This window comes from Phyllobacterium sp. P5_D12, from assembly GCF_054049495.1.
Map to the genome: position 1 here is coordinate 1 of NZ_JBFUMG010000057.1, position 15,872 is coordinate 15,872.

Genomic DNA, 15,872 nt, shown 5'->3' on the forward strand with positions numbered 1-15,872 from the left:
GTCATTGCCTTGATAATCGCCCTATAATGCTCAATACTTGTGAAACCAATTCATAGGTGCTGCACATGGACAATCGAGCTGGAGAGATGGAAGTTTTCGTTCAGGCGGTTGACCTCAACAGCTTCTCTGCTGCGGGGCGGCGCCTTGGCCTTACGCCGTCCGCTGTCAGCAAAATCATCAGCCGTATCGAAGAGAGGCTTGGGACCCGTCTGCTCGTGCGCTCGACGCGCACGCTCAGACTGACGCCGGAAGGTGAAATTTATCACCAGCGGGCGCTGCGAATTGTCGCCGAAATTGATGAGGCGGAACGGGCCGTCGCTTCGGGTGCATCGGCGGCACCACGCGGATTGTTGCGTGTGAACTCTTCCGTGCCAGTCGGAATGATGTGCATTTTACCGCTCGTTCCCAAATTCTTGCGACGCTACCCGGAGGTGGAACTCGACGTTTCCCTGAGCGACGGCGTGGTCGATCTGATCGAGGAACGTGCCGACGTCGCCATTCGCGTTGGTCCTATGCGCAGTTCGAGCCTGAAGGCGCGCAAGCTTTTCGAGAGCAGGGTGGTGGTCATCGCTTCACCAGCCTATCTGGCCGAACACGGCACCCCAATGCATCCCCGCGACCTTGAGCGTCATAACTGCCTTAACTTCAACTTTCGGCGAATACTGAATGAGTGGCCGTTTCGCGACCCCAAAACCGGGGAGATCGATACGATCGCGGTCGCCGGAAATTTCCTGTCGAACAATGGATCGACAGCGCAGCAGATGTGTGTGGCCGGGCTTGGAATCGCCAGGCTGGGCCTCTTTCATGTCAGAGCCGACATTGAGGCCGGGCGGCTGGTCGCGTTGCTTGAGGACTACAACCCGGGTGACATTGAACTCGTCCATGCGGTGTTCGTCGGTCATGAATACCTTGCGGCGCGCGTGCGGAGTTTCGTCGATTTTCTGGCCGAGAATTTAGGCATGGACACCGGACAGCGCGAATGACTTTCTCTTGACGTTATATTCAATGAAATATTACGAATAAGCACGAGCCCGATCATTGGGCGAATGTGGAATCGAGGAAGGGCTATGGCATTATTGGGCCTACATATGCCGCGAGAAACAACATCCTTGCGCCAGCAAGTGACAGACACCCTGCGTGAATCGATCCTGTCGGGATCCTTGCGACCGGGTCAGAAGCTGATCGAGCGTTTGCTTTGCGAGGAACTGCTCGTGAGCCGCACAATATTGCGCGAAGCATTGCAACATCTGCAGGCTGAAGGCGTGATCGTCAGCACACCGCGCCGGGGTCTTTCGGTGGCCAAACCCAACGCGGAGGAAGCCAACCAGATGCTTCGCGTCAGGCAGGCGTTGACGCCCTTGGTGAGCGAGGACTTCGTCCGCAATGCGAGCAATGCGCAGGTGACGCGCCTGCGTGCGCATGTCGATCGTCTGGACGACCAAAATGCCGTGAGCGCGGAGAATAAATTCTACTCCATATTGCTCGAAGGTTGCGGCAACAGTGTTGCAAGCGCGATGCTTACGCTCCTCAACAATCGAATTATCATTCTGCAGCATCTTACGCCGGGCGTCACTAGCCACAATCGGGATACGTTTGACGAACTCCGTGCTATTGTATCGGCAACAGAAGCACGAGACGCCGAGCTGACAAGCCGGCTATGCGCTGCACATGAGACGAGCTCGACAAGCACTCACCGGGAGCTGGCCAACTAGCTGTGATCATTGAAGTTGAACCTTCCGGCATGACATGACTACAATAGCAATGTCGTAGTCCAACCGGAATGCAATGGATGACCGATCCTGACGAACTGAAGATCGTTCGCCGCTCATTCGCCAAGCAGATATTGGCGAGCGTTGGCGTTGAGGATCACCGTATCGAAAATGCCTTTGCGGACGTTCCGCGCGAGGATTTTCTCGGACCCGGACCGTGGCCTATGCGCCGTTTCGGTATTGGCTATGTCGATACGCCAAACGCCGATCCAGTTTATCTCTACACGGACGATCTGGTTGGGATATCGCCGGAGCGGCACATCAACAATGGTGAACCGTCATTGCACGCGCACTTGCTGTGGTGCGCGCATCCAGTAGCAGGCGAACACATTGTGCATGTCGGCGCGGGGGTTGGCTATTACACTGCGATCATGGCACATCTGGCGGGGCCGTCCGGGCACGTTACGGGGATTGAGTTGGAGACTGACCTCGCGGCACGCGCCAAGTCCAATCTTTCCGCCTACCCAAATGTCGCAGTGATTGAAGGTGACGGTACGAAAGTCGAGTTCGAACCGGCGGACATAATCTATGTCAACGCGGGTGCAACGCGCCCCGCCGATATTTGGCTGGACCGGCTCAAAGACGGCGGGCGTCTGGTTTTGCCCATGACCACCGACGATGGATATTCCAGCCAAAGCCGGCGCAGCAGGCCGCGCGGTGCGGTGTTCGTTATCACGCGTGAAGGAAAAGACTTTGCGGCCCGCTGGGTGTCAGGTGTCGCCATCTACCCATGTGCCGGCCTGCGGGACGAAAAATCGGAGGATGCACTCGCAAAGGCCTTTGCGAGTGGCGGCTGGGACCGCGTCACGCGCCTCCACCGTAGCGACGACATCGCGGATGACCGCTGCTGGCTCAAGGGCCTTGGCTGGGCATTGGCCTATGATTGAGAACCACCTTTGTTCAATGCATCGGGAGGATTTCCCCCGATGCATTGGTGCGATGGTCTAGCTGGATGATTTCAGCATTTCCGGATCGACAGGCAGTGTGCGGACACGCTTGCCGGTGGCGGCAAATATTGCGTTCGTCACAGCCGCGCTGACAATGGAGGTTGGCACTTCACCGATGCCGCCAGGCGCCTCTGCGCTTTTGATGAGATGGGTCTCGATCACCGGCACTTCATCGATGCGCATGGGAAGGTAATTGTCGAAATTACTCTGCTCCACCCGGCCGTCTTTTATTGTGATCGCACCGTGCAAGGCGGCGGTAAGGCCGAAGATAGAACCGCCCTCGATCTGTGCTTCGATCGTATCGGGGTTGACCGACATGCCGCAATCGAGTCCGCAGACGATACGTTTGACTTTGACGGCCCCGTCAGGACCAACTTCCACCTCGGCCACCTGCGCGACATAGGAACCGAAAATGAAGGCTACCGAAACGCCGCGGCCCTGACCATCGGGCAAGGGCGTGCCCCATCCGGCTTTCTCTGCAGCCAAAGTCAATACGCCAAGCGCACGCGGGTTGTTTGCGAGCAGCGCCTTGCGGTAGGCAACCGGATCCTGTTTGGCAGCATGGGCTAGTTCATCCATAAAACTCTCGACCACGAACACATTGTGGGTTGGACCAACACCCCGCCAGAACGCGGTAGGCACACCGGGAGGCTCCACCTGAACATAGTCCACATGGATATTCGGCAAGGCATAGGGCGGTTCGGCTGCCGCCTCGACGGCGTCGGGGTCAAGCCCGTTGACGAATAGTTGCGGGACATAGCGCGCAAATATGGAGGAACCGGCGATACGATGGGTCCATGCGACCGGCTTGCCATCAGCGTCCAGTCCGGCCGACATCCGGTCATAGTAATACGGGCGGTACATGTCGTGCTGGATATCCTCTTCGCGGCTCCAGACAACCTTGACCGGGCCATCCACATGCTTAGCGATCTTGACGGCCAATACTGTGCCGTCCGGTTCGAGACGCCGGCCGAAACCTCCACCCAGGAGGTGGTTGTGGATCCGGATTGCTTCCTTTGGGAAACCTGTTACGCCGGCGACGAACATCTGCGTTAAGGTTGGCACCTGCGTACCGACCCAGATATCGCAGCTGTCCTTCTGCATATGGACCGTGCAGTTCATCGGTTCCATGGTCGCATGGGCGAGGAACGGCACCTGATAAATCGCATCGATGCGCTGTGCCGCCGATCCAAGTGCCTTTTCCGCGTCGCCTTCATTGCGAGCGACCGCGCCGGGCTGCTTCGACTTTTCTTCGAGCTCTTTGATGATGTCGGCACTGTTTACCGTGGCATGCGGGCCGTCATCCCATTCTATGGCAGCGGCTTCCAGCCCTTTCTTGGCCGCACCCAGATGATCTGCGACCACCGCTACAGCCTCGTCGATCTTGACGACCTGATGCACGCCCTTCACGGCGAGGGCCGCTTTTTCATCGACGGTCTTCACCTTGCCGCCAAACACCGGCGAGATCGCAATCGCCGCAACTTTCATTCCCGGCAATTTGGTGTCGATGCCATAGATGGCGCGTCCATCGACCTTCATCGGCGTGTCGACTCGCTTGGCAGGTGTGCCGATCAGGGTGAAATCTTTTGGTTCTTTCAGCTTGACGCTGTCCGCCGCCGGTACGGGCAGCTTCGATGCTGCTTCCGCCAGTTCACCATAGCTTAGGTGCTTCGAGCTGGATGCATCTGTGACAACGCCATGTGCCGCTTTGCAGGTCGCAGGTTCAGTGCCCCATTCTTTGGCCGCAGCGGCGATCAAAAGCGTGCGGCCGACGGCGCCCGCCTGACGCAATGGTGTCCAGAACGCTCGCACCGATGATGAAAGGCCGGTCGACTGGATATGCAGGATCGAATTGGCGTAGAGCGCATCGTTGGGCGGTGCATGCTGCACCTGGACCTGATCGAGGTCGACTTCCAGTTCTTCGGCCAGCAACATAGCGAGGGAGGTATATGTACCCTGGCCCATTTCAACCATTGGCATGACCAGTGTGACCGTGCCCTTTGGGTCTATGCGAATGAAGCCATTCGGGGCGAAAGGTGCCTTTACTTCATCTTCGGTCACTTGTGCTGCGTTCGCCGCAAAGACCGATGTCGTCGTACCACCGAGTAGGGCAAAGCCGAGAAGCAATCCGCCGCCTTTCAAGAAGGTGCGGCGCGAGGTGCTGGGTCCAGAGGTTGGTTCATTGAGATTAAGCGTGTCCATGGCTCAGGCCTCCGCTGCTTGCTTGATGGCGGCGCGGATGCGCTGATAGGTGCCACAGCGACAGACATTGCCGGACATGGCGCTGTTGATGTCTTCGTCAGTGGGCTTTGGAGTTTCCGTCAACAGGGCGGCGGCCGACATGAGCTGGCCGGACTGACAGTAGCCGCATTGAACGACCTCAAGGTCTAGCCAGGCTTTTTGCAATGCCGCTCCTTGCGGCGTCTCTCCGATCGCTTCGATTGTTGTGATGGCGCTGTCGCCAATGCTGTCGACCGTAGTAATGCAGGAGCGTGTTGCCACGCCGTCGATATGGACAGTGCACGCGCCACAAAGGGCAGCGCCGCAGCCGAACTTTGTGCCGGTCATGCCGAGCACGTCGCGTATTACCCAAAGCAGTGGAGTGTCGTCATCGACGTCCACGCTATGAGCGGTTCCGTTAATCTTAAGGTTATAGGCCATGGCTTCCTCGAGGGTGGCTGGGGCAGGGGGAAAAGTGGAGTTGACACGAGCTAGAAAGTCGGAGGAGAGCATCTGCGCTCTCGTCAAATCCTCAGCGACGATACGCCGGATGCATCGCCGTGTCCACGGGTTGTAGAATGGGTGCTTGCGCTATTCCGCGAGCTTACTGGAAGAGGTTTCGTAAAGGGTCTTTTCCGAGCCTGCTTCGACCCCGACAAGACTGACATCATAACCCCAAAGGCGGCGGACGTGCCGTAAGGTGGCGCTGCGCGTGTGCTCGTCGAGAACAATACCGTCGCGCACCGTGTGTTGCAGGTGGAGATGCCGGTTGCCGCGAAAATCCACATCGACGACTTGGATGTTGGGCTGGTTCACGCCAATATCATAGCTCCGTGCCAAGGTGCTTCTGATACTCTCATAACCGCGTTCATTGTGGATGGACGCAACCCTGTAGTGATTTTCCTTGGTCTCGTCCTCAAGAGCAAACAATCGAAACTTGCGAATTAGCGCCGGGCTCAAATATTGCAGGATAAACGATTCGTCCCGGTGATTGGCCCAGGCGTCGAGCAATGTTCCACGCCAGTCGCCATTGCCGGCAAACTCTGGAAACCAGTCGCGATCCTCTGCGGTAGGCTTGGTGCAGATACGTTCGATATCCTGCATCATCGCAAAACCGAGCGCATAAGGGTTGAGACCGGAAAAGCGTGGATCATCGAACCCGGGCTGAAACACGACGTTGGAATGGCTGTGCAGCATCTCCAGGAGATTGCCTTCGCTGAGCTGCCCCTTGTCGAACATCATATTCATGATCGTGTAGTGGACGAACGTGGCACAGCCCTCGTTCATCACCTTTGTCTGCCGCTGCGGGTAAAAATATTGCGCGACGACGCGAACGATACGCAGGATTTCCCGCTGCCATGGTTCGAGGATGATGCTGTTCTTCTCGATGAAATAGAGAAGGTTTTCCTCCGGAAGATTGAGTGTCTTCTTGCGCTCGGATAAGTCCCGCTCGGTTTCGGTAGGATCCTCGTCGGCCTTGCGCTGCGGCAGGGTGCGCCACAAGTCGCTGAAGGCGCGCTCCTCATATTCCAGCCGATCGCGGACCCGCTCACGCTCTTTCAAGGGCGAATTACGCGGAGGCCGGTTATAGCGGAACACCGCTTGCTCCATGAGTGCATGGGCGGCATCGATAATGGGCTCCACTGCAGCGAGGCCGTATTTTTCCTCGCAGCGTGCGATGTAGCCTTTGGCAAACTCCATATAATTCAAAATGGCATCGGCATCCGTCCACTGTTTGAACAGATAGTTGTTCTTGAAGAAATGATTGTGGCCGAAGGCGGCATGTGCGGTCACCAATGTCTGCATCGACATGGTGTTTTCTTCCATCAGATAGGTGATGCAGGGATTGGAATTGATGACCAATTCGTACGCAAGTCCACGATGCCCCTTGCGATAGTGGTGCTCTTCATAAACGAAATGTTTGCCGAATGACCAGTGCCGATAGATCAGCGGCATGCCATTTGAGGAATAAGCATCAAGCATCTGCTCGGATGAAATGATCTCCAGCTGGTTGGGATAGACATCAAGATTAAGCTCATCCAGCGCGATTTCCTTGATCGCGTCATACGTGCGGTACAGCGTGTTGAAATTCCATTCGGAGCTCTGAAACAGAAGGTTCGAGGTGTCTGCGCGCTTGTTCATTCGCCGTTGCCCTTTAACCGCTTTTCGCTGTTTTTGGTTGCTTGGCAAAAAGCTGATGGAACACCGGATATATATCCCCGGGCTTGGCTATTCGCGTCATCTGGAAATTGCGCCAGTTTTTTCCGACAAGGCGATACGAGCGCCAAAGCGAGGTGCCATTGTCCGTCGATCTGAAAATCGCGCTTTCCCGTTCATCGAGAATCTCGACATAGGCATAATATTGGCAAAGCTTCATCAGCTCGTTATTCAGAAGATTGACGCAATTTTCGGAATCGCCCGTCAGATTATCTCCATCCGAGGCCTGAGCCGCGTAAATGTTCCAGTCCCTGCTGGGATAACGTTCCTCGATGATACGCCGCATCTCCTCCAACGCTGTGGATACGACCGTTCCGCCGCTTTGTGTGCTGTGGAAGAATGTCTCTTCATCGACTTCGTGTGCCTGATGGGTGTGACGGATGAAGACGATATCGATGCGCTCGTACCGCCGCTTGAGAAACAGGTGCAGCAGAACGAAAAATCGCTTGGCGAGGTCCTTTTCGCGCTCGCCCATGGAACCCGAAACGTCCATCAGGCAGAACATGACCGCATTGGAGTTCGGCACGGGCATAGGCTCGAAGCGATTGAAGCGAATATCGACGGGATCGATGTAGGCCACCAATTTGCGCCGTCGCTGCAAGACCTCAAGCTCCCGGCGCAATTCCACGAGGCGCTCAAGTGATGCCGGACTTGGTTTTGCTTCAGCCTCCAGTAGCGCCACCTCATCGGCGATAGCATCCAGATCGGCTTGCTTCGGTCTCCTCAAGGCAATACGCCGGCCGAAACTGTTGCGCATGGACCGCCCGACATTGATGTTGGTCGGTGCTCCGGCAGTCGTAAAGCCAGCACGCCGAGGCTTGAATGCGATGGCTTCCTTCAGGCTCGACTTGACCATGTCCGGCAGTTCCAGATCCTCGAAAAACAGGTCGAGGACCTCCTCACGCGACAGCACAAAACGGAAATCATCTTCGAGTTCGAGATCGGCCGCGCCGCCTTTGCCGGCACCCGCGCCGCCGCCGGCGCCTGGCTTTGGCAAGCGATCGCCCAGCACGAATTCCCGATTGCCTGGCAAGACATATTCACGCCGGCCGGTAGCGCGATCCGGCGCGAAGCTGGGCTCGCTGGTGCCGCTTACCGGCAGTGAAATGGCGTGCCCGGCATCGACATCCGTTATCTTCTCAGTCGATATTTTCTCGTTAATGACCCGCTTCAGCTCCACGCGCGCACGCCTCAGAAAGCGCTGGCGATTGCTCAGGCTCTTGTCTTTCGGGTTCAGGCGGCGATCAATGAAGTTCGGCATTCACGCACCTTTCTTCGGCGGTCGTCAGCCGGCCTTGTTCACCCGCATGTACCAATCGACCAGGCGGCGAACCTGCCGCTCCGTATAACCGCGTTCGACCATACGCTGGACGAATTCCGTGTGCTGCTTCTCAGTGGCGCCGTCCTTCTTCGAGCCGAAGCTGATAACTGGCAGCAAATCCTCCACCTGACCGAACATGCGTTTCTCGATAACTTCGCGCAGCTTTTCGTAGCTTGTCCACGACGGGTTGCGGCCATTGTTCTTGGCCTTGGCACGCAGGGTGAACTTTACCACCTCGTTGCGGAAATCCTTCGGATTGGCGATGCCCGCAGGCTTTTCGATCTGCGATAATTCGCTGTCAAGAATGCCCCGGTTGAGTATCTGCCCCGTGTCTGGATCCTTGTAGTCCTGATCTTCGATCCACGCGTCGGCATAGGCGATATAACGGTCAAACAGGTTTTGGCCGTATTCACTGTAGGATTCCAGATAGGCTTTCTGGATTTCGTGGCCGATGAATTCGGCATAGCGCGAGGCAAGTTCAGTCTTGATGAAATCGAGATAGTTCGCCTCGATCTCTTGCGGAAACTGCTCACGTTTGATTGCCTGCTCCAGCACATACATGAGATGCACCGGATCGGCCGCCACCTGCTTGGTATCGTAGTTGAAGGTTTCCGAAAGTACCTTGAAGGCAAATCGCGTGCTGATGCCATTCATGCCCTCATCGACACCGGCCGCATCGCGATATTCCTGCACAGATTTGGCTTTCGGATCGGACTCTCTGAGATTCTCGCCGTCGTAGACACGCATCTTCGTGTACAGCGGCGAGTTCTCATGCTCAGCCATACGGGTGGAGACCGTAAACCGACTAAGTATTTCCAGCACTTCCGGTGCACATGGGTTATTCAAGAGCTCGCTCTCACGCAGCAGCTTTTCGTAAATCTGCTTTTCCTCGGTGACCCGCAAGCAATAGGGAACTTTGACCAMCGACATGCGATCAAGGAACGCTTCGTTGTTCTTGTTGTTCTTGAATTGCAGCCATTCGGATTCGTTCGAGTGTGCCAGAATGATACCCTGGAACGGGAAAGCACCGAAATTCTCGGTTCCGTTGTAGTTACCCTCCTGCGTCGCCGTCAGCAAAGGATGCAGCACTTTGATCGGCGCTTTGAACATTTCGACGAATTCAAGCATGCCCTGTGTCGTCCGGTTCAACCCGCCACTGAAGGAATAGGCGTCAGGATCGGCCTGGCTGAAATTTTCGAGCTGGCGAATATCGACCTTGCCGACCAGCGAAGAGACATCCTGGTTGTTGTCGTCGCCGGGTTCCGTCTTGGCAATGCCGATCTGGCGCAATCGCGACGGCATAATCTTGACGACGCTGAATTTAGAGATATCGCCGGCAAACTCGTCAAGCCGCTTTGTGGCCCATGGTGAGATCAGACCGTTGAGACGACGACGGGCAATTCCATATTTGTCTTCGAGCAGGCCGGACATTCGTTCCGGGTGGAAAAGGCCCAGCGGAGATTCGAAGATGGGGCTGATCTGGTTCCCGGCCTTCAGCGTGTAGATGGGCCGGTGTTCCATGAGTTGCTTGAGCCGCTCGGCCAACGAAGACTTGCCACCACCAACGGGGCCGAGCAGATAAAGTATCTGCTTACGCTCCTCGAGACCCTGGGCAGCATAGCGGAAATAACCGACGATCCGTTCGATCGTATCTTCCATGCCGTAGAAGTCGGCAAAGGCTGGATAGATCTTGATGGTGCGGTTGAGAAAGATCCGGCCGAGACGTTCGTCATCGCTGGTATCGACCAGGGTCGGCTCGCCAATAGCGTCCACCATTCGTTCGGAAGCGGTGGCAAACATCTTTGGATCATTGCGGCAAGCGAGGAGATATTCCTGCAGGCTCATCTCTTCCTGCTTCTCGCTGCTGTAGATCTCAGAGAAGAGGCTAAATACGTCAGAAGCTTGCGTAGTCATGTTTACCTCCAGCCACGTGCAAATTCAGTGGAATCTGAGCCGAAGGGGCCGCCCCTCGCTCAGAGGATTGCATGCCGAATGGACACAGTGTCGGATGAGTCGCTGCACTGCGCAAGACACTGATTGCTATAATATTGTATATATCAATCAAGATATTGAGATGKGTCCGCCGTCGAACGATTATCATCCCGCATATTTATGTCCTTCCTATGGCTATGTAGGAAGTCCTATTGCCTATAGTAACGGGTAAGAAGAAAGAATTTGCCGAAAATTACGCCCCTATTGGCGCAGGGGTGCGATTTTTGAGGTTGAGGAGATTGCCCGAAAGGATAAGCGCCGCACCAAGAGCGGTGAAAACATCGATCCGTTCGGAATAGATCAGCCAGCCAAGCACAGCCGTCAGCGGCACGCGCAGAAAGTCCATGGGAATGACTACGGTCGCATCGGCGTACTGCAAGGCCTTCGCCATGCAAAAATGCGAAAATGTGCCGGTGAAAGCAATGATCACCACCCACGGCATGACATGAAGTGAGGGCCAGTGCCAGACGTAGATGGCGGGCAGAAGGCCTATCGCCGACTGGATGATCAACATCCAGAAAATGATCTTCACAACGCTGTCCGTTCGGGTCAAAGATTTGACCATCGTGAACGATATGCCGAAGGTGAGGGCAGCGCCGAGCACGATGAGCTGACCCACCTCCACTGTGCCTATGCCAGGCCGGACGATGATGATGACGCCGATGATACCGAGGGCAATCGTCAGGATCCGCCAAATGTTCAATCGCTCGCCGAGAAAGGCCACAGCCATTACCGCTGTCCAGGCTGGCGTTGTGAATTCGATGGCGATGACCTGTGCGAGCGGGATCATTGACAGGGCCTGCAACCAGGCAAACTGCCCGGCATAATGCGCTGTGTTTCGTCCGAGGTGCTGCCAGATACGCGCGGTCTTCATAGCCCTGAAACCACCCGATGAGCGTATCAAGGGATAGAGCATGGCGAGCCCGATAACTGAGCGCATTTCCATGATCTGGAAAACGTTGAGCTCGCGCGAAGCTTCGCGGCCGGAAATCGCCATGAGCAGGATGGCGGTAAGCGAACCGGTCATCCACAACGCTGCTTTCAGGTTGGACTGCTGTACTTCCACGATGGACGGGCGTTATTTCGCGTAGACGCTGGCGAAGTCGGCAAAACCCTTGACCTCGATCGGATTGCCTGAGGGGTCGCGGAAGAACATCGTCCACTGCTCGCCGGGCTCACCCTTGAATCGCACGACAGGCGGCATGACGAAGTCGACGTCCGCCTGTTTCAGCCTGTCGGCCAGCGCATTCCAGTCATCCAGCGGTAGGACAACCCCGAGATGCGGCATTGGCACCATGTGGTCGCCGACCTTGCCGGTATTTGTTGTTTCGAAAGGCTTGCCCAGATGCAGTGAAATCTGGTGGCCAAAGAAGTCAAAATCCACCCAGGTTTCGGTGCTGCGGCCTTCTTCACATCCGAGAACTCCACCGTAAAATTGCCTTGCATCGTCGAGATCAGTGACGTGATAGGCAAGGTGAAACAATGAGCGCATTGGAGATATCCTGGTGAGGCGGGAGTGCGCTGAAACCTAGCAGCAGATATCCAAGCAGACAATAAAAGGTTGCAGGAAATACAAGGTTTCAACTTCTGCTCAGGGGAACCAAATCACCCAACTGTGAGTTGTATTGAGCTACACTCGCCTTGATCCCGAAAACAGGAAGTTTGAAATGTCCATATTGATCAGCCTCTTGATCACCGTTCTGGTGATCTTTCTTGTTCTTTACCTTGTCCAGATGCTGCCTCTGGATGCCCGTGCAAAACAGATCGTGCGGGTCATAGTGGTGGTGATCGGTATTATTTCATTGTTGCGCTATCTCGCCGTTTTTTAAGCATTTCAACGGGCGGGATATTTCGTTCCGCCCGGTTTTTACTGATCCGCCAACTGTTCCAACAACCAGTCGCGAAACGCCCGGATCTTCGGCACATTTCGCCGCGCTTCCGGATAAACCAACCAATAGAAATGATCGTCATTGCCGACAATATCGAATGGCTGGATAAGCTGACCTTGTTTCAACTCCGTCTCATAAAAGACCGGAGTGAGAATGCCGACTCCTTGACCCGCGATCACGGCTTTGCCCTCCAGGTGCTGATCGCCGAACCGGCTGCGTGGATTACCGCGTAAGTCGGGGTTTGGAACTCCCGCCGCTGCAAACCATATTTTCCACCATGGATCGCTCGGATCGACGACCGGCAACTTGAGAAGGTCCGCAGGTGTTTTTACGCCACCAATTGTTGCCGCAAGCGCAGGGCTGAGCATGGGCGCAAAGTCGGCGCCAAAAATCTTGTGCGAAATCATGCCAGGCCAACGCCCGCCACCCGAACGTATGCCGATGTCAGCGTCTTGGCGGGCAAAATCGATTATCTCGCGCGTTGCTTGCAACCGGACCGCAAGAGATGGGTGCGCCAACTGGAATGAACCCAGCCGTGGCACGAGCCAGTTTGCTGCAAATGTTGGAATGGTCGTGATCGTAAGAATACCATCGGCGTTTTCACGAGTCGCGGCAATTGCCGCGCGCATCATGTCAAACGCCTCGCTGATTGCCGGCGCGAGCCGCGCTCCAACTTCAGTCAGGATCACTTGGCGTGGCCGGCGCAGGAAAAGCGCTGCCCCGATTCTCTCTTCCAGGAGCTTGATCTGGTAGCTCACTGCTGCCTGCGTCATTCCGAGTTCTTCTGCGGCATTGGTAAAACTGCCGTGGCGCGCGGCAGCTTCAAAGACGCGAATGGCGGCTAGGGGAGGCAGATTCATCAATAGTCTCACATAAGCTGTCCTTATGCATGCTACTCGGCGTTTTGTTGGAAAACAAGCTCAGAAGGGCGCATTTACAACGGGGACGCAACACGTCACAACATTCGGAGTCGAAGTTATGAACCCTGTATCAGCATCCACATCGCGCTTATCAAGCCACGCTTCATGGTGGAGCCGAGTTGCAAATCCGGGGAAGCCCGACAACGACGAAAGTCAGCTTGCCAATATGGATACCGAGGATTTTTCCGATCATATGCTCAGGGACATCGGTATATACGATGGCCGGGCCATAAGGGGCCAACGAACAGACCACGACGATCTGAGCGATCTGCTCAGAGACCATCCCAAGCGTTTTTTATAGTGCGATGTTCAAGAGTCGAAGTCGGTTTCCAAGCGTTTTTCAAGCGCAACAAGGTCATCGGGCAGTGGCATGCCCATGGCCTTCAACTCGTTGAGGTGTTCGCGCAGTGTCTCGTGAATTTCATGAGCATCCGTTGGCCGTCGCACCATCTCTTCGACCAGAAGCGCGATCCGGGCCTTGATGTCTTCGAACGCCATGGTGTGGTCCTTTCACATGCACTGCAGATAGTACACTACCAGATTAATCATGGCCGGAATATTGCGTATCGGAGACCTTTTCCATCCATTCGACGGTTTTACCGTCCAAGGCTTCCTGCATTGCGATATGGACCATGAAATTTTCGGGACCAGCGCCGTGCCAGTGTTTTTCGCCGGGCGGAATCCATACCGTATCGCCGACCTTGATCTTTTGTATCGGCCCACCCCAGACCTGCGCTAAACCCGATCCGGATGTTACGTGCAGTGTCTGGCCGAGAGGATGCGTGTGCCATGCGGTCCTCGCACCGGGCTCAAAGCGCACGACAGCTGCTTGCAGTCGTGCTGGTGCGCCTGCATCGATAATCGGCTCTACCCAGACGGTGCCGGAGAACCAGTCGGATGAAGCGCGGCGCGTCGGGACCGATCCGGATGGCTTGATGTCCATTTCTATTCTCCTGCAAATTGAGCCGCTTCCGGCATGCCAAGGCTGTTGTACGGCAGTGTTGCTGCAGTAGAGGCGATCACCGTATCGAGGAAACCAGGAAATCGGCTTTCCAGATCGCCGCGTCGAAGTGTCAGTAGCCGTTTGGTACCTTCGGGGCGAACATGGATGATACCGGCCTCACGTAACTTCGCTACGTGATAGCTGATTGCTGTCTTTGAGCCGAACTGCAGAAACTGGCCGCAAGTCATTGCCCGTTCGCCGTTACGGGCGAGAATGGCGATGATCGCAAGGCGCGTTTCATCGCCAAGTGCGGTCAAGACGGCAGGCAGCGCGATGTACTCGACGGGCGGATGCGGGAGATAATCAGTCATGGGAGTTTTAATAGCAATTGTCAGGAGAGATTTCAATGTTCAATGTTTGTTGAACTTTATTCTTGACACCCGGAGAGAGTGGGTTCATTAGTTCAATGATCATTGAACATTAAGGTGCTCCCATGGATATTCGTCTCGTCGGATTGGCGCTTGGCACATTTGCAATCGGCATTGAGGGTTTCGTTGTCGCCAGCCTCCTGCCGCAGATTGCCGGGGACACGGGCGTTACCTTGGTGCAGGCCGGCTACCTCGTCGTGACCTATGCCTTGGCTTATGCAATCGGCGCCCYGATCGCTGCTGCACTCACAGGTGCATTCGAGAGGCGCAACGTTCTCACAGGCAGCGCTCTCATATTTGTGGCGGGAGCAATTCTTGCCGCCGTTTCACCAACATACCTCCTCCTTATGGCAGCACGTGTATTGATTGCTGTGATGGCGGGTCTTTACGCAGCTACAGCTCAGGCAACGGCAGTCGCCATTTCCGAACCGCATCACCGCGCCCGCGCCATCGCCGCAATTGTCGGTGGCACGACGCTGGCAGTTGCCTTTGGCGCACCGCTTGGAGCCTTCATCAGCGACTTGGCAGGGTGGCGCGGCACCTATTTCTTCATCGCTTCGATAGGAGCGTTGGCTACCCTGATCGTCTGGTTCCTTGTGCCGCGCGGGCTCTATGCAGATCGATTGAGCCTGGCGCAACGTCTTGGTGTCATTCGTCATCCCGGGTTAGCGCCGGCGCTCTTGACGATGCTGCTTTATATGACCGGCGCATTCGCGGTTTACACGTATGTAGCGGCTATCGCCGTCGAAGGCGTCGGACTCAGCCATTCAATGATGCCAGTCGTATTGCTGACGTTCGGGATTGGTGCTGCTCTTGGAAATATCCTTGGGGGACAGCTCTCGGATCGTCTCGGAGCGAAGAAAACTGTCATTACGGCATCTGTGCTCAACGCCATCGTTCTGATGGCCGTGAGCTGGATCATGCAATTGCCTGACAATATTGCCGGTCCGGCTCTCATCGCAATCATGGTGGTCTGGGGCGTCATCGCCTGGATGTTCCCGCCAGCACAGGCGAGCCGGGTTCTGGCCATTGCACCGGAAAGCGCTCCATTGGCTCTGTCGCTCAATTACTCGGCACTTTATCTCGGCGTTGCACTCGGTTCGATGATCGGCGGGCTGATCATTGCCCATGTCGGCCTCGAATATCTCGGCTGGATCGGCGGTATATTCCCGCTTATGGGTCTGGTCGTCATGCGGCTGGCTGGGTCGCCCAACAAGCAGCAACTG

The 15,872-nt window shown here is 55.9% G+C and carries 16 protein-coding genes; 5 read left to right on the forward strand and 11 right to left on the reverse strand.

What is annotated here, in order from left to right; genetic code table 11:
• Positions 1–65 precede the first annotated feature (65 nt).
• The 3 genes from ACXJ5O_RS06545 to ACXJ5O_RS06555 all read left to right on the forward strand — a co-directional run bounded on the left by ACXJ5O_RS06545 (position 66) and on the right by ACXJ5O_RS06555 (position 2,656).
• Complete coding sequence (locus ACXJ5O_RS06545) at positions 66–983, forward strand: LysR substrate-binding domain-containing protein (protein WP_457299187.1); 918 nt, start codon at positions 66–68, stop codon at positions 981–983.
• Positions 984–1,067: 84 nt separating this feature from the next.
• The gene (locus ACXJ5O_RS06550; RefSeq protein ID WP_457299188.1) at positions 1,068–1,712 is read left to right on the forward strand and encodes a GntR family transcriptional regulator; all 645 of its coding nucleotides are present in this window, start codon (positions 1,068–1,070) and stop codon (positions 1,710–1,712) included.
• A 77-nt stretch (positions 1,713–1,789) separates the two neighbouring features.
• Positions 1,790–2,656, forward strand: coding sequence for a protein-L-isoaspartate O-methyltransferase family protein (locus ACXJ5O_RS06555; protein WP_457299189.1), 867 nt, complete (start codon positions 1,790–1,792; stop codon positions 2,654–2,656).
• 57 nt (positions 2,657–2,713) lie between these two features.
• Here the strand turns inward: ACXJ5O_RS06555 and ACXJ5O_RS06560 are convergent, their stop codons facing one another.
• The 7 genes from ACXJ5O_RS06560 to ACXJ5O_RS06590 form a co-directional block, all read right to left on the reverse strand.
• On the reverse strand, positions 2,714–4,918 hold the full coding sequence (locus ACXJ5O_RS06560; RefSeq protein ID WP_457299190.1) for a molybdopterin cofactor-binding domain-containing protein: 2,205 nt from the start codon (positions 4,916–4,918) through the stop codon (positions 2,714–2,716).
• 3 nt (positions 4,919–4,921) lie between these two features.
• Complete coding sequence (locus tag ACXJ5O_RS06565) at positions 4,922–5,377, reverse strand: (2Fe-2S)-binding protein (protein WP_224507848.1); 456 nt, start codon at positions 5,375–5,377, stop codon at positions 4,922–4,924.
• Positions 5,378–5,527: 150 nt separating this feature from the next.
• Entirely contained in the window at positions 5,528–7,078 is a 1,551-nt protein-coding gene (locus ACXJ5O_RS06570) for a SpoVR family protein (RefSeq protein WP_457299191.1), read from the reverse strand.
• A 13-nt stretch (positions 7,079–7,091) separates the two neighbouring features.
• Positions 7,092–8,414, reverse strand: a complete 1,323-nt coding sequence (locus ACXJ5O_RS06575) for a YeaH/YhbH family protein (RefSeq protein WP_457299192.1) — start codon at positions 8,412–8,414, stop codon at positions 7,092–7,094.
• Positions 8,415–8,438: 24 nt separating this feature from the next.
• On the reverse strand, positions 8,439–10,388 hold the full coding sequence (locus tag ACXJ5O_RS06580) for a PrkA family serine protein kinase (RefSeq protein ID WP_457299193.1): 1,950 nt from the start codon (positions 10,386–10,388) through the stop codon (positions 8,439–8,441).
• A 271-nt stretch (positions 10,389–10,659) separates the two neighbouring features.
• Entirely contained in the window at positions 10,660–11,493 is an 834-nt protein-coding gene (locus ACXJ5O_RS06585; protein WP_457299194.1) for a DMT family transporter, read from the reverse strand.
• Between the two features lie 51 nt (positions 11,494–11,544).
• A complete protein-coding gene (locus ACXJ5O_RS06590) occupies positions 11,545–11,958 on the reverse strand; it encodes a VOC family protein (RefSeq protein WP_262294425.1) in 414 nt (137 codons plus the stop codon).
• A gap of 175 nt (positions 11,959–12,133) precedes the next feature.
• Here ACXJ5O_RS06590 and ACXJ5O_RS06595 point away from each other — a divergent pair, with 175 nt between their 5' ends.
• Positions 12,134–12,295, forward strand: a complete 162-nt coding sequence (locus ACXJ5O_RS06595) for a Thivi_2564 family membrane protein (RefSeq protein ID WP_112526786.1) — start codon at positions 12,134–12,136, stop codon at positions 12,293–12,295.
• Between the two features lie 38 nt (positions 12,296–12,333).
• Here ACXJ5O_RS06595 and ACXJ5O_RS06600 read toward each other — a convergent pair whose 3' ends face one another.
• The 4 genes from ACXJ5O_RS06600 to ACXJ5O_RS06615 form a co-directional block, all read right to left on the reverse strand.
• Positions 12,334–13,215 carry a LysR substrate-binding domain-containing protein gene (locus ACXJ5O_RS06600; protein ID WP_457299195.1) on the reverse strand — a complete coding sequence of 294 codons (882 nt, stop codon included), beginning with the start codon at positions 13,213–13,215 and terminating at the stop codon, positions 12,334–12,336.
• Positions 13,216–13,584: 369 nt separating this feature from the next.
• Complete coding sequence (locus tag ACXJ5O_RS06605) at positions 13,585–13,773, reverse strand: hypothetical protein (RefSeq protein WP_112526856.1); 189 nt, start codon at positions 13,771–13,773, stop codon at positions 13,585–13,587.
• 43 nt (positions 13,774–13,816) lie between these two features.
• Positions 13,817–14,218 (reverse strand): (R)-mandelonitrile lyase, encoded by a 402-nt coding sequence (locus ACXJ5O_RS06610; protein WP_271895656.1) that lies wholly within the window; start codon positions 14,216–14,218, stop codon positions 13,817–13,819.
• 2 nt (positions 14,219–14,220) lie between these two features.
• Positions 14,221–14,589, reverse strand: coding sequence for an ArsR/SmtB family transcription factor (locus tag ACXJ5O_RS06615; RefSeq protein WP_457299196.1), 369 nt, complete (start codon positions 14,587–14,589; stop codon positions 14,221–14,223).
• Between the two features lie 122 nt (positions 14,590–14,711).
• On the opposite strand from ACXJ5O_RS06615, the gene ACXJ5O_RS06620 reads away from it, so the two are divergent.
• On the forward strand, positions 14,712–15,872 hold a 1,161-nt coding region (locus ACXJ5O_RS06620; RefSeq protein ID WP_457299197.1), incomplete at its 3' end, for an MFS transporter.